Origin of the sequence: Sphingobacterium anhuiense, assembly GCF_042686355.1 — a bacterium.
In the GTDB taxonomy this organism is placed as follows: Bacteria; Bacteroidota; Bacteroidia; order Sphingobacteriales; family Sphingobacteriaceae; genus Sphingobacterium; species Sphingobacterium anhuiense.
Genome location: NZ_JBHUPE010000003.1, coordinates 73,564 through 96,441, shown reverse-complemented (window position 1 = coordinate 96,441; position 22,878 = coordinate 73,564). Strand labels below are relative to the sequence as shown.

The following is a 22,878-nucleotide window of genomic DNA, read 5'->3' as shown; positions in this document are numbered from 1 at the left end:
GCTATTATTTTAACTCTTTAATTTCTTGTTCTGTTACCGAATCATATTTACCTAAAGAATCTCTAAAGTATTCCACTTGTTCAGCTGGGAATGCGCCTTCTTTAACCAATTTCGTTTTTTGTTGTAAACTAGAGCTTTTCAGCAATAATTTAACCTCTGCAATCGCGATACCTGGTAAGAAACGTAAGAACAATAAGAACAATGTAAAGAATAAGCCGATCGATCCAACGAAAATACCAACATCTGTCCAAGTTGGGTAAAACATAGCCCAAGATGAAGGTAAATAATCACGGTGTAATGAAGTCACGATAATTACGAAACGTTCAAACCACATACCGATGTTTACCACGATTGATAAGATCCATGAAATAGGAATACTCGTACGGATTTTCTTAAACCAGAATAATTGTGGAGAAATTACGTTACAAGTCATCATTGACCAGTAAGCCCAAGCATAAGGACCAAACATACGGTTTTGGAAAGCGTACATTTCGTACTCCGATTGTGAATACATCGCGATGAATAACTCTGTTAAATATGCAATACCAACGATAGAACCTGTCGTCATGATAATTTTATTCATGGCTTCAATGTGGAACATCGTGATATAATTCTCAAAATTCATTACTTTACGTAAGATCAACAATAAAGTCTGCACCATCGCAAAACCTGAGAAGATCGCACCAGCAACGAAGTATGGAGGGAAAATTGTTGTATGCCATCCTGGGATAACAGAAGTTGCAAAGTCAAAAGATACAATCGTGTGTACCGAAAGTACCAATGGAGTTGAGATACCTGCCAAGATAATTGACACAATCTCAAAACGTTGCCAAGTTTTTACTGATCCGTTCCAACCGAAAGACAATACAGAATAAATCTTTTGTCTTAAACCAGTAGCACGGTCACGAATAGTCGCGATATCCGGTAATAAACCACAGTACCAGAATACTAAGGATACTGTGAAGTATGTAGAGATCGCAAATGCATCCCATACTAATGGTGAGTTAAAGTTAACCCATAAAGATCCGAACTGATTTGGCAAAGGAAAAATCCAGTATGCTAACCAAGGACGCCCCATGTGAGCTACAACATACGTTGCGGCACAGATAACGGCGAAGATCGTCATCGCCTCTGCCGAACGGTTGATAGAATTACGCCAGTTCTGGCGGAAAATTAATAATACGGCCGAAATTAACGTACCTGCGTGACCGATACCTACCCACCATACAAAGTCGGTGATATCCCAAGCCCAGCCTACAGTTTTGTTCAGACCCCAAGCGCCGATACCTGTCCAAAAGGTATAACTAACGCTGACTACCCATAATAAAGCACCTAATACGGCTACAGTGAATCCGATCCACCATGCTTTATTCGGTTTATTTTCAACCGGTAGTAAGATATCATCCGTAATTTTAGCATACGTAATGTCCTTACCGGTCATTAATGGTTCTCTTAATATTGATTCGTTATGCGATGACATAGTATTTTTATTTCAAATAATGAACAAGATTACGCCTCAAAAGTGTTTCTAACTTTTGTCATATAACCGATACCCGGCTGTACATTGATTTCCTCAAGTACGTAATAAACACGCTCATTGCGTAATGCTTTAGATACTTCTGATTCTGGATCATTAGCATCACCAAAGATAATCGCATTTGCAGAACATGCTTGTTGACACGCCATTTGGATATCGCCGTCTTTTACTTTACGGTTCTCCATTTTCGCATGTAATTTACCCGCTTGGATACGTTGGATACACATCGAACATTTCTCCATAACCCCACGTGAACGTGTCGTTACATCTGGATTCAATACCAATTGTGTAAACTCATTATTCAAGTAGTTGTCAAAACGTGAATCATTCCAGTAGTTAAACCAGTTAAAACGACGTACTTTATATGGACAGTTATTCGCACAGTAACGTGTTCCGAAACATCTATTGTAAGCCATATGGTTCAAACCTTCTGATGAGTGAACAGTAGCTAATACTGGACATACCGTCTCACATGGTGCATGTGCACAATGCTGACATAACATCGGTTGGTGAACAACGGTTACATTTTCGAAACTATTCAGTTTTTCAATATCCGCTTCTTTTGTATATTCTTTACCATCTTCTTCGATCGTGTAGTAACGGTCAATACGTAACCAGTGCATCTCACGACGACGGCGAACCTCATCACGACCTACAACAGGAATATTGTTTTCTACGTTACAAGCAACGATACAAGAGCCACAACCAGTACATGCATTTAGATCGATTGCCATCACCCATTTGTGACCTGGTTGCTCATACTTGTTCCACAAATCATACGTTTTGTGTTTATCTGTAAAGCGGCCTGACTCTGAGTTAGGATCTTGTAAATATTTAGCGAAAGTAGTTTCACGAATGATGTTACGACCTTCGATTGTGTGGTGTGTTTGTGTTTGCGCTAATTGATAAATGGTATTCGCTTTAGCGATAGTTGCTTTAGCTACAAACTGAATTGTACCATTAACTAAGCTTGCAAAAGGGTAAGCATTTTTACCTACATTATTACCAGCCTTACCAACTTTAGTACGTCCGTAACCGATAGCTACTGAAACAGTACCCAAAGCTTGTCCCGGTTGTTGAACAACTGGTAACTCAACTTTGTAACCGTTAGCTTCAACAGTAACTGTTGCATCTTCACCCAATCCTAATTTCTCAGCATCTTTAGGGTTAATAGCAGCATAGTTGTCCCAAGTTACTTTTGAAACCGGATCAGGAACTTCTTGTAAGTAGGCATTATTTGCATATCTACCGTCACGTAAAGCGCTTGATTCATATAATTTCAATTCGAACTCACCAACTACTGTTTTAGCAGCTGCGATAGCAGCACTAGCAGCAGCCTCTACATTACCAGCGAATGAATAAGAAGCTGCAGTTTTTGCACCTTTATATTCAAATCCTGTTTGCAAAACGCTATTCCAGTTCTTTGTACTTCCAGTTAAAATAGTTGAAGTCCAAAGGTTTTTAACGAATGAATAGATATCTGTTGTATCACCTGCCCAAACCAATAAAGATTGATCCGCTTGACGTGTGTTAAATACAGGATTAATTGTCGGTTGAACGATTGAGAATAAACCTTCTTTTGGAGAAGCATCACCCCAAGACTCCAAGAATGTATTTGTTGGAGCAATAGCAGTCAATTCTGAAGCTGTTTCATCAGCACGTTGAGAGAAAGATAATGTAAAATCAACTTTCTTCAATGCCGCTTTAACGTCTTCAGCTTTGAAATAATCATAAACAGGGTTACTGTTTAAGAATAAAGCAACACCTACCTGACCAGCATTTGCGTTTGTCAAGAATTGTGCAAATGCAACGTCAGAACCTTGATGTTGTTTAGAGAAATTATCTAAATCAATTGTCGATCCGTATGAAGCTAATGCACTATTGATCGCATTTGCTAATGTTTGAATGTTAATATCATTCGAACCAGCAACCACAACAGCAGCACCTTTGTTCGCTAACAATTCTTTTGCCGCTAAAGTAACCGCAGTTTGTGCTCTTTTTGCAGCAATACCACCTGCTAAAGAAGAACCTGTAATTGCATTATATAATGAAATTAAAACAGCTGCTTCTTCCGAAGGTTTAATTGCGATACGCACATCGGCATTTGAACCAGTCATACTTAGACCTGACTCAAACTGAATGTGACGTGACATCTTACCATTTTTCAATGATTTGTAATCACGGTTTTTAATATATTGCTGTGTATGCTCCTCGCCCGCTAACCAAGTTCCTAAGAAATCAGCTGCTACTGAAACAACAACATTTGCTTTTTCAAAATTGTATGAAGGAACAACTGCTTTACCAAAGGAGTTTTTATTCGCTTCAATAATAGCGCTATAAGAAACAGCGTCTACTTGAACCAAATTAGTCGTTGGGTACTTCGCTGTTAATTTAGCGATTGCAGCCAATGTAGTAGGACTATTTACTGTGCTTGCAACAATAGTAATTTGTTTTCCAGCAGTAGCTGCTGCATTTAAAGCAGCGATAACAGTACTATCTAATTTAGACCATTCAACATCCTGCCCTTTTATTTGGGCTGTTTTTAATTTAGACTCATCATATAAGTCTAAAACTGATGCTGCAGTTCCCGAATCTGTACCTTGATTTAAACCAATTGCGTTCGGGTTTGCCTCTACGTTAATAGGACGACCTTCACGCGTTCTTACTAAGATACTCTGACCGTTAAAAGTCGAAGTATAAAAGTTAGGAATACCTGGAGTAATTTCCTCTGGTTTAATTAAATAAGGAACTGCTTTATGCACAGGAGTGCTGTTACAAGCTGCTAAAGTAACAGCCCCAACACCAAAACCTAATGCTTTTAAGAAGTCACGGCGAGGAGTTTTTGTACTCAACCCTGCTTCATTTAAGACATCTTCTACAGGAATAGATTCGGCAAACTCACCCTTGCTTTTTTCTACAAAAGCAGGTGTTTGTTTCAATTCTTCCAAACCTTTCCAATATTTTTTATTGCTATCCATTTAAGCTGTATATAAGATTGCGTATTTCTGAATAATTATTAATAGTGACATTTACCACACTCAAGACCACCGATCATCGCCGCTGTCATTTTTTCACCTTTTTTGATGCTTTCATGCGCTTTGATTAAGTCTTCGTAGTATTTGTTATCTGATTTCACATCTGTTGCCTTATGACAATCCACACACCATTTCATTGTTAATGGTGAGTATTGGTATACTTCTTCCATTGTTTCAATAGGTCCGTGACAAGTCTGACACTCTACTCCTGCTACTGTAACGTGTTGTGAGTGGTTAAAATAAGCAAAATCTGGCAAGTTGTGAATACGAACCCATTGAATCGGCTTAGGATTGTTTCCGTAAGTACGAGTCTCTGGATTAAAGTCCAATGCGCGGTAGATTTTTGCAATCTCAGGTGAAATTTCACCATCATAATGCTCAGAACCAGTAATCGTATTGTGACAGTTCATACAAACATTTGCAGAAGGAATAGATGCATTTTTAGATTTGAAAGCACCACCGTGACAATATTGACACTCAATTTTGTTTACACCTGCGTGTAATTGGTGCGAGAATTTAATCGGTTGAACCGGCTGATAACCTGTGTGAACACCTACGTTCCACATGGTTTTCCAACCACCAACAGCCAATAAAGCAACAAGCATTAATACAGCAAATCCGACTAATTTCTTGTTCTTAACAAAAGCTTTAGCAAAAGCAAGGAATTTAGAACTCGTTTGAGGCTCTTCTTCTGCTTCAACAGCAGCTTGATTTGTTGCGATTACTTTCTCTAAAGTACGGATAACACGGTTTAAAACAACGATAACAACAATTGCTAAAACAACAACACCTATTAATCCGAAGATCATAAACATGTTAGCATTGTCATCTTTCGCAGCTCCACCACTTGTAGCACCATCTTCTTTAGGTTTCTCAACAGACTCAGCTTTAATATAAGCCAATACTGACTTAATATTATCATCTGACAAATCTGTAAAAGAAGTCATCACAGATTTATTGTACTCTTCAAAAATTGCAATTGCATCGGCATCACCGGAAGCAATTAAAGCTTGAGAGTTTTTAATCCATTTAATCAACCACTCTTCAGACTTAGTTTCGGTTATACCTTTTAAGGCAGGACCAACAACTTTTCTATCAACTTTGTGACAGCTCGTACACTTTGCTTTGAAGATTTTTTCACCTTCCTTGACATCTTGCGCATGCAGCGTCGTAACGGCAAATAACAGCACCAAACTCATTGACGCTATCCTCGCAAGTTTTCCCAAAACGGATGAGATATTTCTCATATTTAACACTTTATACTATTTATTTGTGAATATAAAAATTTAAACACCATTCTAAACAGAGCACACTCTGCCTAGTAATGCCACAAAAGTATAACTTATTAATAAATCCCTGACAATTTTGTGACGTTATTTATCAATTTATAATCGTTCTAAATTATTTTAAAATGACTATTTAATGCAGATTTAAACCACCTCTTGTACTTCAAGGCGGAAATTGATAAGCCTCAAATTTAAGACATCAATAGGACATAAAAAAATTCAAAACTGCCCAAAAGTGATTCTTGATAACAGTATGCTGACAAAGAATTGATTAGAGAATTGTAACTTTACGGATATGCAGTTATCATGAGAAAATTAGTATTTTTATATGGCTTGATTTTTTTAATAACCTCCTGTAATGCACAGACGCATAAAGCTTCAAAACAAACATCAATCTTTAAGACAATGGAAGATTCAACAAAATATAACAAATTAACGCCAGAAGAGGAACATGTTATTGTTCACAAAGGAACGGAGCGTCCCTACACGGGCACCCTACTGGATAATAAAACAAAAGGAACTTACGTTTGCAAAAGATGCAACGCGGCACTTTATCGTTCGGAAGATAAATTTGATTCGCATTGTGGCTGGCCTAGTTTTGATGATGAAATCAAAGGGGCCATACGAAAAGAAACAGATGCAGATGGAAGAAGAACAGAAATTCTGTGTAACGCATGTGGAGCACACCTCGGGCATGTTTTCATCGGCGAAAGATTGACCGATAAAAACACACGTCATTGTGTCAACTCCATTTCTATGGTATTTGTAGCAGATACTATTGCTTCAAAATAGAAGATTCACGTATTTTCAATTCGCAGGGTAGTGTCAGATGTTTTATTGATTTGGCTTTACCCTGCAATTTTAGCAATAAAATATTGATAATGTGATCCGCAATTTCTTCAATAGGTTGCGAAACAACAGTGATGGCAGGTTCGTGCAATTTAAATACCGTATGATCATCAAATGCAATTAGTGCCGGTAATTTATAATTATGTTTCTTCCCAGACTTAAGTCCTGTAATTGCCAAATAATTAGTTGCAAATAGAACAGCATCTAGGCGATTATCTACAACAAACTCATGTAAGTCATCAATTGCCTCTGCTTCTGATGCGTCCAGTTGTATTTTCTTGATGTATACCTGCTTTTTAAATTGATCCATACCTTTCATGTAGCCATCTAGGCGATCCCGCATTTGGGTCTGATCAGAGTATAACGACACTAGACCGATTCGTTTATAGCCCTGCTCATTAAAATGAACGGTGGCATCAAAGGCGCCTTGAAAATTATCAGCGATAACATAATCTGTTTCCACATCCGGCAAATAGCGGTCAAATAAAACAACAGGCACATTAGATTGAAGCAAATTAGAAATTGTCTCCTCAATTCCTTCGGAAGGTGTAATGATAAAACCATCAACCTGTCTGTCATTGAACATACCGATCAGCTCTTTGGTCTTCTCGCTATCATTATTGGTACTACAATAGATAATCCGATATCCTTGCTCATAAACTTTAGTTTCAATCAAACGCGCGATATTACCAAAGAATGGATTTGAAATATCTTCGATGATGAGACCGATAATTTTCGTTTTACCTGTACGTAAACTTTTAGCAAGTTCATTAGGTTTATAGCCGACTTTTTTAACATAATCAAGAACTCGCTTTGTCAATGACTCACTTATACGCTTCTCCTTGGCTTTGTCATTCAATATAAAAGATACCGTAGTAACCGAAACCCCTAAAGCCTTTGCTATATCACTGATCAAAATTCTCTTCTTCATTAAGTATAATGTGTTTATAATATGAGTTACTAATCTAAAAAAAAATAAAGTAATAACGCCATATATTGTAAAAATATTTAAGCTAAAAGGATTTATTAAGCAAAAAAAATGCTATATTTCACCCCTAAATAAGATCAAACTAATTAATTATGATTCAATTGAATTACAATAAAATTTTATTAAGTATTCTTGCATTATCGCCATTAAGTTTAATGGCTCAACAAAATTTGACTCAATATGTGAACCCTTTTATCGGTTCCGAAGATCATGGACACGTATTTGTCGGAGCCAATGTGCCATTAGGAGCTGTACAATTAGGTCCATCTCAGATTGCACAGACCTGGGATCAGTTTAATGGCTGGGACTGGTGCAGTGGTTACAATTATAAAAGCAAAGAAATTCTGGGTTTTACCCATACACATCTTAGTGGTACCGGTATTGGCGATCTTAATGATATTATGATTGTACCTGCAAACGGTAAAGTACAGTTAAAACCTGCAGAGTTTAACAAGATGGGTACTGGATATGGATCTAGCTTTAAAAAAGAAAATGAAATAGCCCAGCCTGGATTTTATAGTGTTCTATTAGACGATTACCAAGTTCAGGCAAATCTAACAGCAACTGAGCGTGTTGGCTATCATCAGTATGTCTATAATAAATCGGACAATGCCCACTTATTCATCGACCTTTCTTTTAAGATGAACTGGGATAAAACAACAGACTCGTACATTAAGCAAATCAATGACAGCACATTCGTCGGATACCGCTTTTCTTCAGGTTGGGCAAGTGATCAAAAAGTATATTTTGCTTTAAAAACATCTGTTCCTATCCAAAAAGTGCAGTTCTATGAGGAGAACAGTCAAAAATTGGGTTCTTCTACCGTAAAAGGTCAAGCGATTAAAGCTGCTTTATTTTTTGATGCTGTAAAAAATAAAACCATTGAAGTGAAGGTTGGTCTTTCATCTGTAAGTACGACAAATGCTTTAGAAAACATACAGGTGGAAATGCCGAACTGGAATTTTGCAGATGCCAAGAAACAAGCAAATGACAAATGGAACAGCACTTTAAATAAAATTCAATTTGAAGGAGATGCAGATACCAAAACCATTTTTTATACCGCTTTGTATCATACCTATTTTGCACCGACCATCTTTAATGATGCAAATGGTGATTATCTAGGTACAGACAAACAAGTGTACGAAAAACAGGATTTTACCAACCATACCGTATTCTCTTTATGGGATACTTACCGTGGCCTTCACCCGTTAATGAATTTACTGGAGGATCGTAAGATCAATCAGGATTTTATTAAAACCATGCTGGCGATTTATCAGCAACAGGGAAAATTACCGGTATGGCATCTACAGGGTAATGAGACCAATACTATGGTTGGATTACCGGCAATACCTGTAGTAGCTGATGCAGTTATCAAAGGGATTTTAGATGAGAAAGATTACGAATTGGCTTGGGAAGCAGTAAAAACCACCGCAATGGGTTACGAAAACGGGTTAAAATTCGTACGTGACTTAACATATATTCCAATTGACAGCATGGATCATGAATCTGTAGCTTGGGCATTAGAATATGCTATTGCAGATTATAGTGCTTACAAAATGGCGGTGAAATTAGGCAAAACAGAAGATGCTGCATATTTTGAGAAGAGATATAAGCTTTATGAGCAATATTTTGATAAAGAAGTAGGTCATTTTGTGGGAAGAAAAGCTAACGGTGAGTTTAGAAGACCATTCAACGCATTGATGGCTAAACACCGCGAAAACGATTACTGTGAGGGTAATGCATGGCAATACACCTGGTTAGTTCCTCAAGATGTAAAAGGCCTAATCAATCTTTTTGGAGGCGATAAAAACTTCTTAAAAAAACTTGACGAGTTCACAACAATGTCTTCAGATCTGGGCGGAGAAGCTTCAAATGATATTACTGGTCTTATTGGTCAATATGCCCAAGGCAATGAACCCAATCACCATGTCCCTTACTTGTATGCATATGCAGGAGAAGCTTGGAAAGGTTCTGCACTTGCCCGTAAAGCCATGATGGAATTTTATACAAGCAAACCTAATGGTTTGTGTGGTAATGACGATGCTGGACAGATGAGTGCTTGGTATGTGTTTTCAGCAATGGGTATGTATCCATTAAATCCAATTAGCGGTGTTTATGTTTTCGGATCACCGATGATGGAAAAAGCTACAATTACCCTTCCAAATGATAAACAGTTAACGATACAGGTTAAAAACCAAGCGAAGAAAAACAGCTATATCAAAAGTATAAAACGCAATGGCGTATCTTATTCCAAATCATTCATCACTTATGACGAAGTTTTAAAAGGTGGTACGATCGAAATTGAAATGAGCAGTACACCAAACAAAAATTGGGGTAAAGCACCACAGGATAGACCTATTGCAGTCGACAATTAATCTGCAAGTCTGTCAGGCCACTATTTATGGAATAGCTTTTGATAATAATCAACAAAAGGAGATTAAAAATGTCAGAATTAAACAACAACATCAATATCCAAGATATTGAAGACGGAAATAATCAGCAAGATTTCTATACAAATTTCAAAGAAAAATTGATTGCTGTAGAACAATTTCCATCCTTGTACAAATTCAAATTCATTGTAAAAGCCGATTTGGACAAAATAGAGCAAGTAAAACAAGTATTTACGCATGCAAGCACCAAATACGCGGAAAAAGAATCATCAGGTGGTAAATACAAGTCCATCACTGTAGAGACTTTTGTCAATAATGCCGATGAAGTAATTGATTATTACAAAGAAGTATCTAAAATAGAATCCGTTATCATGTTATAACAAATGAAAACAGGCTGTCAAATAGACAGCCTGTTTTTTTAGCAAAAAAAAAGCTCACTTTTCAGTGAGCTTTTTTATATGATTAAGTTTTTAAAACTTACGCTTGTGGAGCTGCGTCAGCAGCAGGTTTATCTTCACGAGGAGGACGAGGCAATAAAGCTTTACGAGAAAGTTTCAATTTACCTTGTTTGTCGATATCCAATAATTTAACCGTTACTTTATCACCTTCAGTAAAGATACCATCCATCGTTTCAAAACGTTTCCAATCAATCTCAGAGATGTGTAATAAACCATCTTTTCCTGGCATGATTTCAACGAAAGCGCCAAAAGGCATAATAGACTTCACTTTACCTTCGTAAGTAGCACCTACCTCAGGTTTAGCAGCGATATTTTTAATACGTGTACTTGCATCATCAATAGCAGCTTTATTGTCCGCAAAGATCTGAACGATACCTTTACCGTCAACTTCTTCAATAGAAATAGTAGCACCTGTTTCACGTTGCATTTCTTGGATAATTTTACCACCTGGACCGATGATAGCACCAATAAATTCTTTATCGATAATGATCTGAACAATACGAGGAGCATGAGGTTTGTAATCTTCACGTGGCTCAGAAATTGTTTTCTTCATTTCACCTAAGATATGAAGACGAGCCTCTTTAGCTTGATCCAAAGCCTGTGTTAAAACTTCCCATTTCAATCCATTGATCTTTAAGTCCATTTGACAAGCAACAATACCTTTTTCAGTACCCGTTACTTTAAAGTCCATATCACCTAAATGATCTTCATCACCTAAGATATCAGAAAGAATTGCATACTTACCTGTTTTCTCATCCGAGATTAAACCCATAGCGATACCAGAAACTGGCGCTTTCAATTTAATACCCGCATCTAATAATGCTAATGTACCAGCACAAACAGTTGCCATTGAAGAAGAACCGTTAGATTCTAAAATATCAGAAACAACGCGGATCGTGTAAGGGTTTTCAGTATCAGCAGGCAATACTTGTTTCAATGAACGTAATGCTAAATTACCGTGACCTACTTCACGACGACCTGGACCTCTATTTGGTCTAGCCTCACCTGTAGAGAAAGCCGGGAAATTGTAGTGTAAAATAAATTTGTTATAACCGTTGATGAAAGCACCATCGATCATTTGTTCTGCATCTTTAGCACCTAAAGTAACAGAAGTCAATGATTGTGTTTCACCACGTGTAAATACAGCCGAACCGTGAGCAGCAGGTAAATAATTTACTTCTGACCAGATTGGACGTACAGTACGTACATCACGTCCATCAAGACGTTTTCCTTCGTCCAATACTAAATTACGAACTGCATCGTATTGTACATCATGGAAATATTTTTTGAATAAGAATTTTGTATCCTCATCCAATTCTTCTGGAAGTGTCGCTCTGAATTCTTCAGCAATTTTTGCGAAGGCTTCAGAACGGTCATGTTTTGCAGAAGCAGAAGCTGCTACAGCATATACTTTATCGTATGTCGCACTGAAAATTTCAGCTCTCAATGTCTCATTAGTTGGCTCGTGGTTATACTCACGTTTTACATTTTTACCAACTAAATTTGCTAATTCAACTTGAGCAGCAACTTGTTTTTTGATCGCCTCATGCGCAAAAGCAATTGCTTCTACCATTTCAGCCTCAGAAATTTCACTACACTCACCTTCAACCATACCGATATCTTGAGCAGAACCAGCTACGATAAATTCTAAAGTTGCTCTTTCTAATTCAGACATTTTTGGATTGATCACCAATTGTCCGTCGATTTTCGCAACGCGAACCTCAGAAATAGGTCCATTGAAAGGGATATCAGAAACCGCGATAGCAGCAGAAGCTGCTAAACCAGCCAATGCATCAGGCATAATATCTTTATCTGCAGAAATCAAAGAGATCATTACTTGCGTATCTGCATGATAGTTTTCAGGGAATAAAGGACGTAAAGCTCTATCTACCAAACGAGAGATTAAGATCTCATAATCTGACAAACGTGCCTCACGACGTAAGAAACCGCCAGGAATACGGCCTGTAGCCGCGTATTTCTCTTGGTAATCTACGGACAAAGGTAAAAAGTCAACTCCAGATTTCGCTTCTTTAGCAGAAACGACTGTTGCTAGAAGCATCGTATCACCTTGTTTTAAAACTACTGCACCATCAGCCTGTTTAGCCAATTTACCAGTAGAAAGTTCGATCTGGGAGCCATTGCCCATATCAATTACTGTTTTGATTTCGTTATAACTCATTCGTTGTTATTTGCGATATGCTTTTCATCTTTTGGCAGCATACCTATATTAAAAATATTTTAATTTCATCGCAAAGATAAGGTAAAATATTTATAATCAAACTGACGTAAGTTGCATTTATGACAGTAATTATCATGCTACCCTTAACCATTGAAGGTGGTTTTATAATAATAAGTAGCACAAGATCATCATTTCAAAAATTAGCGACAAAAAAAAGCCATCTCCAAAGAGACGGCTTTCTAAAGTTTTTATAACTAAAAGCTTATTTGATGATATCACGTAAACCAAGACCTTTAATGATCGCACGGTAACGGTTGATGTCAGTTTTGTACAGGTAAGCTAATAATGAACGACGTTTACCTACTAACATTTGTAGGGCACGTTGTGTGTTAAAATCTTTTCTGTTTTTTTTCAAATGCTCAGTTAAGTGAGCAATTCTCTTAGTGAATAAAGCTACTTGTCCTTCTGTAGAACCTGTGTTCGTTGCCGAACCTGCAAATTCCGCGAAGATATCTGCTTTGTACTCTTTACTTAAATACATCTCTGAAATAATATTAAAGCGTTAAAAATTTTTGTTAATTGACTGCAAAGGTAGCACTTAAACTTTAATCTGCAAAGAAAATGAAGATTAAAGTTTAAGTAGTAACGATGTAGTATTAAAGTACCATCTTAATGGGGACCTGGTAATTTACATAAAGTTCAAATCAATTTATGGACAAAATGCCTGACAACAATAAACTTAAAATTCGCTTTGCATTAATAAGGAATGCCTTAAACTTTCACATAGATTTTCTTTTTATCCAAGTAATAGCATATACACCACATCAAGGCCAAAAAGCATAACGAGTAAAAGAAAGAACCTATTTCTGGTGGACCAGGTAATGGTTTGCAGATTGTTGTATAAAACCAGGTAAATGCGTTGGTGTATAAAACAGTTCCATCATCTCCTACTCCATTCGGAATACGGATCAGCCCTACCAATCGCGGTAAAACACCACTTAGTACAAAGATAAAAAGCGGATTTTTACCAAACACATCAAAAAATTTAGTCAACCCATTTTTCACACCTTGCACCTCAACAAACCAGATCATTCCGCCGATGGTCATAATTCCTAATCCCGTTGTGTACAGAACATAAGAACTTGTCCATATTTTTTTGTTGATTGGAAAACCTAATGACCAAATCCATGCTAAAACCACCAGAATAAACCCCGTTACAAACAACCCTGAAAGTAATTTGAAATGAAGCTCTTTACTTTCGGGAACCTTAGACCATAACCAATCTACCTGTCCTTGCTTCTTGATATAAGTACCGGCAAGATAACCGAAAACGACTTGCACAATAGTCGGTAATGTACTCATCAGGCCTTCAGGATCAAAAGGTACCCCTTCTCCTTTATAAATATGAGCTACTCCCAATAGCTGTATATCAATCGGAGTTCCAAACCAGCCTGCAAGGCTATAAGGATCACCTGCCTGACCAGCAAAAGCACAAATAGCCCAATAAGCCAATAAGATAACAGCAGAAATCCAGATCAACGCCTTCTCTTTAAAGTAATAAGCCAGAATAGAAGCAAAACAATACGCCAAAGCAATGCGCTGAAGTACACCTAATATCCGGATGCCCTTTTCAGGATTATTTGGATTTACCCAATGTTTCAATCCAAGTGTATCACCGTCCCACTGCACAAACGGAGCCCAGTTAAGGAATAAACCAATAGCAAAAATCAAAACCGTTCTTTTGATCACTTTCTTCCAGAATACAGCATCTCCAGCTTCCTGAAGTCGAGGAATAACAAAAGACATAGCATTACCAACTGCAAATAGAAAAAAAGGAAAAACAAGATCTGTTGGGGAACAGCCATGCCAACCGGCATGTTTTAATGGTGCGAACATATGAGCCCATGTTCCGGGGTTATTGACCATAATCATCAGAGCAACTGTAGCTCCTCGGAATACGTCAAGTGAATAATAACGCTGTTTCATAAAATAGTTTGTTTAAGGCATAAAAATAACAATTTTACTATTCACTTTTACGCGCAATTTAATTTAAAATGGCATAAACACGGATTTTTGTTTTTTTAAATAAAAATCAATATTATCCATCATCACCTCAAACAAAAACAAAAGAAAGAAGAAGCAATAAAGTATGCATAACAACTGTAAAAGGATCCGCGAGCTTTTTAGGTCTGTTACATTCCAAAAAACTTTTGAAAAATAAATCAAATTAAACTGCCAATTATTAATAAAACAAGACAAAGACCCTTATACTTATTAATAAATATTATAAAGTCATGGATTTTACAAAGAAATTTGCTTTCTTTACCCCTTCAATACGACAATACGAAGATTATTAATGATGAACAGCCAAATCTTAAAAGCACTTTACTTTCAGGAATCACAATCAATTGCACAGCTAAGTAAAACTTTTAATAAAAGTATTCCGGTTATTACCAAATCAATAAATTCCTTACTGGAAATGAAACTCATTGAGGGTAATGGTTTTGCGACATCAACGGGAGGAAGACGCGCTATTCAATTCAAGCTAAACAATAGCCTTTCTCATTATATGTTAGTTATTGCGCTTGATCAATATTATACATCGATTTACATTTATAATCTCGAAAACAAAATAATTGAACAGATTACTGATCAATATAATCCCCTTTCTTGCGAGTCAGAAGCACTCCAAAACATCATCAGTTATGCTGATCAGCTTATTACTCAGTCACAGATTCCACTAGCCAATTTTATTGCGGCTGGTGTCAGTATGCCCGGATTTGTAAACACACAAAAAGGCGTTAATGATTCGTACGATAAAAAATGTAACCTACACCACATTAAAAAACACATCACTGATCATTTTAAAATTCCGACGATTATTGAAAACGACTCCACCTGCATTGCTTTTGCCGAACAAAAATTTGGCGCCGCACAAAAGACAACAAATGCATTAGTCATCAATTTAAATTGGGGAGTCGGATTAGGCATGATCGTAAACGGTCAAATATTTAAAGGATCGAGTGGTTATGCAGGAGAATTTAGCCATATACCGCTAAGCCATAGCAACACTCTTTGTTCCTGTGGAAAAAAAGGATGTTTAGAAGTAGAGGCATCCCTCAGCGCTGCAGTAAAAGATGTACAAAATGCTTTAAAGGCCGGAGAAAAATCGAGTTTAGAAGCCGAGCAATATAATAACCTATTAGCACAAGGAGATGCTTTACTGGAGAATGCATTACAGGGTGATCAGCTTGCTATTGCCAGTCTTGGAAAAATTGGTTATATGTTAGGAAAAGGCATTGCTACCTTAATCCATATCCTCAACCCTGAAGTCATCATCATCAGTGGCCGGGGAGCCAAAGCCGGTGCCATACTCATGCCTCAGATTCAGACTGCAGTAAATGAATTTTGCATACCCCGATTGGCCAGCACAACACAATTAAAAATATCAGAAATAAACAAACAGGCACAAAGTATTGGGACTGCCGCCTTTATTATAGAAAACACATTACAAACCCTTATAACTACAAACTAATTAGCTTATAAATCATTACTCATGAATTATTTTCAGAAAAAGAGTGCAGGATTAGCGTTATGCACTTTAGTCAGTGCATCATCCTTATTCGCACAGCAATCCATTACCGGAACAGTAAAAGATGCTTCGGGACCAGTATCCGGCGTAACGGTTACCGTAAAAGGAACCTCACGAGCGACACAAACCACTGCAAACGGCAGCTTTACCATCCAGGCTTCACCAGGAGAAACTTTACGATTTACTACGATTGGATACAAACCAACAGAAGTTTTGGTTGGTTCAACTAAATCGATTAATGTAACGTTGATACAAGACGCTTCAGCTTTAGATGAGGTGGTTGTGACAGCAATGGGTATTAAACGCGATGCAAAAGCTTTAGGATATGCTGTCAGCAGTATCAAAGCAGAAGAAATTACAAAAGCGGGTAACACGAACTTTGGATCGGCTTTATATGGTAAAGCTCCAGGTGTAAAAATCACAACAGCACCAGGTGGTTCTGCAAGTGCCGTAAACGTACAAATTCGAGGCATTAACTCATTAAATTTTCAAAGACAACCTCTTTATGTAGTTGACGGTATCATTATCCGTAATGATCAGCAAAATGGGTCCAGTGGCGCAAATAATAATAATTACTGGAATGATCAACGCATCCGCGGTAATGGTATGTTAGATATCAATCCTTCCGATATCGAAAATATCTCTATTTTAAAAGGTGCGGCCGCAAGTGCATTATATGGCTCCGATGCAGCAAGTGGCGTTATTGTGATCACAACTAAAAAAGGTATTAAAGGAAAAGGATTAGGTGTTGATTTTAATTACAATGGATCAATTGAAAGAGCGGCTTTCCTGCCTAAATTTCAGAATACTTATGGTCCTGGTTATGATGCAGCAACAAATATTGCCAATGGTGCTACTGCAGAAGGCTGGTTTATAGACGACAAATCACCAAGTGGCCGTCGTCCTTACTACAGAGCATACGGAAGTTTCGGGCCTAAATTCACAGGCGAAGATGTGCTATGGTGGGATGGTCAAGTAAGACCTTATAAATTAAGAGAAAATAATTATTACGAAGTATTTGACAAAGGATATAATTCAACAGCCAACGTTGGGATATCCAATCAAACCGATAAAATTAACTATCGCTTAAGCGCAACACGTATGGACTACAAAAGTACAAGTCCAGGCAGTAAGCAAAATAAAAACACCTTCAATTTAAACAGTACTGTTAAATTAAGCAGTAAATTATCAACCGATATCGTAGCCAACTTTGTCAATACAAATACGCATAACAGAGCTCGTTTATTAGGTGAGGTTTTAGGAACATTTGATGGATTTTTCAGCAGAACAGAAGATATGTCTGCTATGAAAAATGCATACCAAACTTCTGATGGTTATAAGTACTCTAAATTTGGAACGGGTCGACCAGAAGATTTCACCTATACCATGAGAGCATCTAATCTGTTGGATTACTTCTGGAATCAGTACAAAAACAGCTACGATGAAACAGAGAATAGAATTTTAACCAGTGCAACCTTAAATTGGGATGTGGTCAATCATTTAAAATTCAGAGGACGTATTGGTAATGATTTCACCTCAGCGACCAGTACAAATAAGCAATATACCGAATATGCAACTGCTTACAACTCGCCAAAAAGTAGCACAGGTGGTTTTGGAACTTCCAAAGGAGCCTATTCGATTTTATATGGTGATGCAATGTTGACGTACACAAATAAGATTAATCAAGATTTTGACTATTCTGCGAGTTTCGGTTTTCAATCCAGAACTGAAAATTATAATGACCAATCTTCAAATACAGCAGCTGGTCTAGTCACTGAAAACTGGTTTAGTATAAATAACAGTTATGCTCAAGCTGAGACCAGCAATAGCAGAAAAGAAATGCTTAAATATGCGTATTTTGGAACATTAAACATTGGTTATAAAGGCTACGCTTACTTAGACGGAACCTATCGTTCCGAGTACTCTTCAACATTACCTCCAGCAAACAACAACTACCAGTATGGATCAGTTAGTGGAAGTTTTATCTTCAGCGATGCTTTCAATCTAAAGTCTGATAAATTCTCGTATGGTAAATTACGTGCTTCATACGGTATTGTAGGTAACGATGCCCCAATTTATGCCGCTAATATCTCCAATACGCAAGCACCACTTTTAAGTGTAAATGGTGCAGTACCTTCATTAACATATACCAGCAATTATGGTAATCTGAACCTAAAACCTGAACGTAAATACGAAATGGAATTTGGTGTAGAGTTAAAGTTTCTTAAAAATAGATTAGGCTTAGATGTAAGTTACTACAATAACTACATTGAAGATCAAATCCTTAACTTGACACTTCCCTCTTCAACAGGTGCTAGAAGTCAGATTCTTAACATAGGTAAAGTTGCAAATAATGGTTTAGAGGTATCTTTAAACGGCACGCCGATCCAAAATGATAACTTCACTTGGACATCAAGACTAAATTATTCATTCAACAATTCTAAAGTAAAAACATTAGCACCAGGCGTTGACGAACTTCTTTTTTATTCTGCAGATGAAAACTCTTTAAAAATCACAGCTAGAGAAGGTGAAAAATTAGGAAATATCTATGTATACGACATTGCAAAAGATCAGCAAGGCAATAATATAATTTCAGATGAAGGTCTATATGTAATCGATAAAACAAAGTATAAACACGTAGGTAACATTATGCCAAAAGCAATCGGGGGTTGGACCAATACCTTTACTTACAAAAACTTTATGTTAGATTTTACGGCAGACTACCGTTTCGGTGGACAAATGGTGTCTGAAAACCTAAAATACGGTATGAGTGCAGGTTTATATGAAAACACACTCCCATATAGAGAGACTGGCGTAACGCTTCAAGGAGTAAATGCAAATACAGGAAAAGCAAATGATGTACATTTAAGTGCTCCTGAATACTATATGAATACGTTCGGCTGGGGAGCAAACTCATGGTCGGAAGAAGGGGCAGTATACGACAATAACTTCATTAAATTAAGAGAGCTATCGATCGGTTACAAGATTCCTGACAGTTTCACGAACAAGCTGAAAATCAACAATCTTCGCGTATCCCTATTAGGAAGAAACTTATTCTATATCTATAGAACATTAAAGAACCTGGATCCAGAAGCTCCAGTTGGAAATGCATGGTGGTCTCAAGGTGTTGACGTAGGTTCAACAGCTGCGACAAGAAGCTTTGGTTTTTCACTAAATGCTAATTTCTAACATTAATCTACTGAAATCATGAAAAAAATATTTTTATCAATCATAACATTAATAACAGCCTGCACTACTATGGTGGGTTGTAAATCGCAATTGGAGGAGAAATTCCAAAATCCAGATGCCTCCACTAAAGCAAATATTCCTGCTTTTTTTGCGAAAATGCTCAACAATGACCGTGTGAGACCTTCTTATTATCACTATAGAACTTTCATACTATCAAATCAGACCGTCTATACGCAAACGGCATCTTTTACTCCTTCATTGAGTATGTATCAACCAGGAGATAATTACTCGTACACCTATTGGTCAGACTTTTATTCGACCGGAGTGTTAGGATTGAACCGCAGTATGAATAAAGCCTATTCAGAACTTTCAGAAACTGAAAAAAAGAATATGGAAATTTTCATGCAAACAGCAAAAGTATTGATGTATGATGAAGCTGCAAAAATGATTGATAACTTCGGGGATATTCCATTCAGCGAAGCTGGAAGTTTACCCGCTACTGGAGAAATAATAAAACCTAAGTTCGACGACCAAAAAGAATTGTACAACTTATTTATTGATGAATTAAAAAAAATCAACACCTATTTAGCAACTGCTCAGACAAATGCTGATTTTTCTAAATACGATATCCTTAATAGTGGAAATGTCAATAAATGGAGAAGATATACGAACTCTCTGAGACTTCGTTTATTAATGCGTATCTCTTTTGTAGATGAAAATAAAGCCAGAACTGAAGCACTAGAAATGCTAAATAACCCCGCTCAATATCCTTTGGCCGATGGGGGCAATGTTGCAAACTACAATCCTGCAACAGAAGACATTTTATTACAGCCATTAACGAATTATACCGGAAGTTTGAGACAAGCATTGATTGAAGGTCCGAATCAATATGCGCCAGACTATATGCTCAATAAAGTGATGTTGCCATCTAATGACCCACGTATTCCTGTACTTTTCGATAAATTCGGAAGAACTATTAAGGGTGTATTCTATCCAAACAAAGAATACAAAGCTATGCCTATTACGTTCACATCAGAAGAAATCAATACGAACTACCAAGACTATGCTGTATTAGATTCTGCAACCATCTTTGATAACAATGCTTTACCAGGAATTGTATTTTCAGCATCTGAAACCAACTTTAATAAAGCAGAAGCATTATTACGGTGGGGAGCTAGTACTACAGCAAAAGAAGCTTATAATACAGCTGTAAAACAGTCGGTTTCATTTTACTATTATCTAAACAACATCAATGATTCCGGATTAAAAACAGAAGTTAAACCTAATGATGTTGTGATTAATGACTTTACAGAAAAATCGAGTATTTCATTCACAAACAATCAAACTAAAGATCTTGAATTGATCTGGACACAGAAATGGTTGCATTACGGTTTCCTTCAAGCACAACAAGCATGGGCAGAATTAAGAAGAACAGGATACCCTGTCTTAACTCACCCAGAAGGGGGCTTAGCTAACTATGCGACACCACCAACACGTTTGATGTACCCTTCTGAAGAAATTGCTAATAATCAAGCAAACTATGAAGCAGTAAAAGGGAAAGATAAGAGAGACACCAAAATATTTTGGGCCGTAAAATAATTTTTTTTTACCTTTAAAACTAAAGCCACGTAAGTGGCTTTAGTTTTATAATAACAAATTATAACCATATGAAATTAAAAACCTTAATCCCTACCCTTGCACTGCTATGGTCGGGACAACATAGTTTTGGGCAGGCTCATAATGTATCTTCTGGTTACCAAAAACCAACCGACCCATTAGTTATTGAAAATCTAGAACAGTGGCAGGACATGAAATTCGGACTTTTTATGCACTGGGGCACGTACAGTCAATGGGGAATTGTCGAAAGCTGGAGCTTATGTCCAGAAGATGAAGGTTGGACACAACGTAAACCAGAGCATGGGAAAAACTATTTTGATTATGTGAAAAATTACGAAAACTTACAAAAATCATTCAACCCAACAGATTTCGATCCTAAAAAATGGGCAGATGCCACAAAAGCTGCCGGGATGAAATATGTTGTATTTACCACAAAGCACCACGATGGATTTGCCATGTTTGACACGAAAGAGTCTGACTACAAAGTTACCTCGCCCAATACACCATTTTCACAGAATCCGAAAGCAAATATCACTAAAGAAATTTTCAATTCCTTCCGAAACGATGGTTTTAAAATAGGTGCTTATTTTTCGAAACCGGATTGGCATACCGATTTTTATTGGTGGAACTATTTCCCGCCTAAAGATCGTAACGTAAATTACGATCCGCAAAAACATCCGGAAAGATGGGAGAAGTTTAAAAACTATACTTACAACCAATTGAACGAGTTGACGTCTGAATATGGAAAAGTGGATATTTTATGGCTAGACGGCGGTTGGGTAAGACCATTCAAAACTATTGACCAATCTGTTGACTGGCAACGAACCATTAAGGTAGAACAAGATATTGATATGGACCGTATCGGTAATATGGCGCGTAAGAATCAACCCGGAATCATTGTCGTCGACCGTACTGTACCAGGTAAGTGGGAAAATTATGTCACACCAGAACAAGCCATCCCAGAACACACATTAGACATCCCGTGGGAAAGTTGCATCACCATGGGTAACTCTTTTAGCTATGTTCCAAATGATCAGTACAAGCCCACTAAAAAAATTGTAGAAACTTTAATCAAAATTATCGCACGAGGAGGCAATTATTTAATGAACATCGCGCCTGGACCAAATGGGGACTACGACCAAGCGGCTTATGACAGATTAAAAGAATTAGCTTCGTGGATACAAATCAACCAAGGCGCAGTATATGCTACCCGTCCGGTTGCTCCCTATCACGAAGGAGATTATTACTATACCAGAAGTAAGGATAGCAAGACCGTCAATGTTTTCCATATTGTCGAAGGCGACAGCTATAAACAACCAACTGAGTTTACATTCAATGTTCCAGATAATTTCAAAATTAAAGACATGAGTATCTTAGGCCACAAAGGAAAATTAAAATGGACACAAAGGGAAAATAAAATTATTGTTAAGAATCCAAGCACAAAATTAAACTATGCTACCGTTATTCAATTAAAATCGAAATAAGGTTTAACAATAAATAATTAGACAAAACCTACTGCATCTGACCCTGCAGTAGGTTTTTTTTTGCCCATCTCATCGAATCCTGTTACAATTGTTCGAAACTTATATCTCTTCTCAAAAAATAGTTTTAAAATAATAAAATCTCCCAAAAATTTTAAATTCCCCATTTTATTCCCTACAAAATATTGAAATCTTAATCAAAATATCTTAACTAGATTAAAATGATATTAATTCCCGTTATTAAGAAAATTTACTTATTAAAAAAAAGTAAAAAGTA

The 22,878-nt window shown here is 37.1% G+C and carries 14 protein-coding genes; 7 read left to right on the top strand and 7 right to left on the bottom strand.

All coding sequences use genetic code 11. The annotated features are described in order from the left end of the window. Positions 1–4: 4 nt before the first annotated feature. The 3 genes from nrfD to ACFS6I_RS04785 are packed head-to-tail and all read right to left on the bottom strand — an operon-like array spanning position 5 to position 5,819. A complete protein-coding gene (gene nrfD / locus ACFS6I_RS04795; RefSeq protein ID WP_021189355.1) occupies positions 5–1,480 on the bottom strand; it encodes an NrfD/PsrC family molybdoenzyme membrane anchor subunit in 1,476 nt (491 codons plus the stop codon). A 29-nt stretch (positions 1,481–1,509) separates the two neighbouring features. Next, the gene (locus tag ACFS6I_RS04790) at positions 1,510–4,515 is read right to left on the bottom strand and encodes a TAT-variant-translocated molybdopterin oxidoreductase (protein WP_380918535.1); all 3,006 of its coding nucleotides are present in this window, start codon (positions 4,513–4,515) and stop codon (positions 1,510–1,512) included. 38 nt (positions 4,516–4,553) lie between these two features. Beyond that, on the bottom strand, positions 4,554–5,819 hold the full coding sequence (locus tag ACFS6I_RS04785) for a c-type cytochrome (RefSeq protein WP_132772421.1): 1,266 nt from the start codon (positions 5,817–5,819) through the stop codon (positions 4,554–4,556). Positions 5,820–6,164: 345 nt separating this feature from the next. Between ACFS6I_RS04785 and ACFS6I_RS04780 the strand changes: the two genes are divergently transcribed. Then, positions 6,165–6,650, top strand: a complete 486-nt coding sequence (locus ACFS6I_RS04780; protein ID WP_380918533.1) for a methionine-R-sulfoxide reductase — start codon at positions 6,165–6,167, stop codon at positions 6,648–6,650. Here the strand turns inward: ACFS6I_RS04780 and ACFS6I_RS04775 are convergent. After that, positions 6,634–7,638, bottom strand: a complete 1,005-nt coding sequence (locus ACFS6I_RS04775; protein ID WP_132772425.1) for a LacI family DNA-binding transcriptional regulator — start codon at positions 7,636–7,638, stop codon at positions 6,634–6,636. The two genes, ACFS6I_RS04780 and ACFS6I_RS04775, sit on opposite strands and share 17 nt — an antisense overlap. A 149-nt stretch (positions 7,639–7,787) precedes the next feature. Between ACFS6I_RS04775 and ACFS6I_RS04770 the strand changes: the two genes are divergently transcribed. Both ACFS6I_RS04770 and ACFS6I_RS04765 read left to right on the top strand, forming a co-directional pair. Continuing rightward, positions 7,788–10,070: a GH92 family glycosyl hydrolase gene (locus ACFS6I_RS04770; RefSeq protein WP_380918531.1), complete on the top strand. Its 2,283-nt coding sequence runs from the start codon at positions 7,788–7,790 to the stop codon at positions 10,068–10,070. A gap of 68 nt (positions 10,071–10,138) precedes the next feature. Then, positions 10,139–10,465, top strand: coding sequence for a DUF493 domain-containing protein (locus tag ACFS6I_RS04765; protein WP_168128271.1), 327 nt, complete (start codon positions 10,139–10,141; stop codon positions 10,463–10,465). Positions 10,466–10,562: 97 nt separating this feature from the next. Here the strand turns inward: ACFS6I_RS04765 and pnp are convergent, their stop codons facing one another. The 3 genes from pnp to ACFS6I_RS04750 form a co-directional block, all read right to left on the bottom strand. Further along, positions 10,563–12,722: a polyribonucleotide nucleotidyltransferase gene (pnp, locus tag ACFS6I_RS04760; RefSeq protein ID WP_380918528.1), complete on the bottom strand. Its 2,160-nt coding sequence runs from the start codon at positions 12,720–12,722 to the stop codon at positions 10,563–10,565. Between the two features lie 262 nt (positions 12,723–12,984). Continuing rightward, positions 12,985–13,263 (bottom strand): 30S ribosomal protein S15, encoded by a 279-nt coding sequence (rpsO, locus tag ACFS6I_RS04755; RefSeq protein ID WP_021191167.1) that lies wholly within the window; start codon positions 13,261–13,263, stop codon positions 12,985–12,987. Positions 13,264–13,493: 230 nt separating this feature from the next. After that, the gene (locus ACFS6I_RS04750) at positions 13,494–14,708 is read right to left on the bottom strand and encodes an acyltransferase family protein (protein ID WP_380918526.1); all 1,215 of its coding nucleotides are present in this window, start codon (positions 14,706–14,708) and stop codon (positions 13,494–13,496) included. Between the two features lie 370 nt (positions 14,709–15,078). Here ACFS6I_RS04750 and ACFS6I_RS04745 point away from each other — a divergent pair, with 370 nt between their 5' ends. The 4 genes from ACFS6I_RS04745 (at position 15,079) to ACFS6I_RS04730 (ending at position 22,604) form a co-directional block, all read left to right on the top strand. Further along, positions 15,079–16,257 carry an ROK family protein gene (locus ACFS6I_RS04745; protein WP_380918524.1) on the top strand — a complete coding sequence of 393 codons (1,179 nt, stop codon included), beginning with the start codon at positions 15,079–15,081 and terminating at the stop codon, positions 16,255–16,257. A 21-nt stretch (positions 16,258–16,278) separates the two neighbouring features. After that, on the top strand, positions 16,279–19,503 hold the full coding sequence (locus ACFS6I_RS04740; protein ID WP_380918522.1) for a SusC/RagA family TonB-linked outer membrane protein: 3,225 nt from the start codon (positions 16,279–16,281) through the stop codon (positions 19,501–19,503). 18 nt (positions 19,504–19,521) lie between these two features. Then, positions 19,522–21,102 (top strand): SusD/RagB family nutrient-binding outer membrane lipoprotein, encoded by a 1,581-nt coding sequence (locus tag ACFS6I_RS04735; RefSeq protein WP_380918520.1) that lies wholly within the window; start codon positions 19,522–19,524, stop codon positions 21,100–21,102. Positions 21,103–21,170: 68 nt separating this feature from the next. Then, positions 21,171–22,604 (top strand): alpha-L-fucosidase, encoded by a 1,434-nt coding sequence (locus ACFS6I_RS04730; protein ID WP_380918518.1) that lies wholly within the window; start codon positions 21,171–21,173, stop codon positions 22,602–22,604. Positions 22,605–22,878 lie beyond the last annotated feature (274 nt).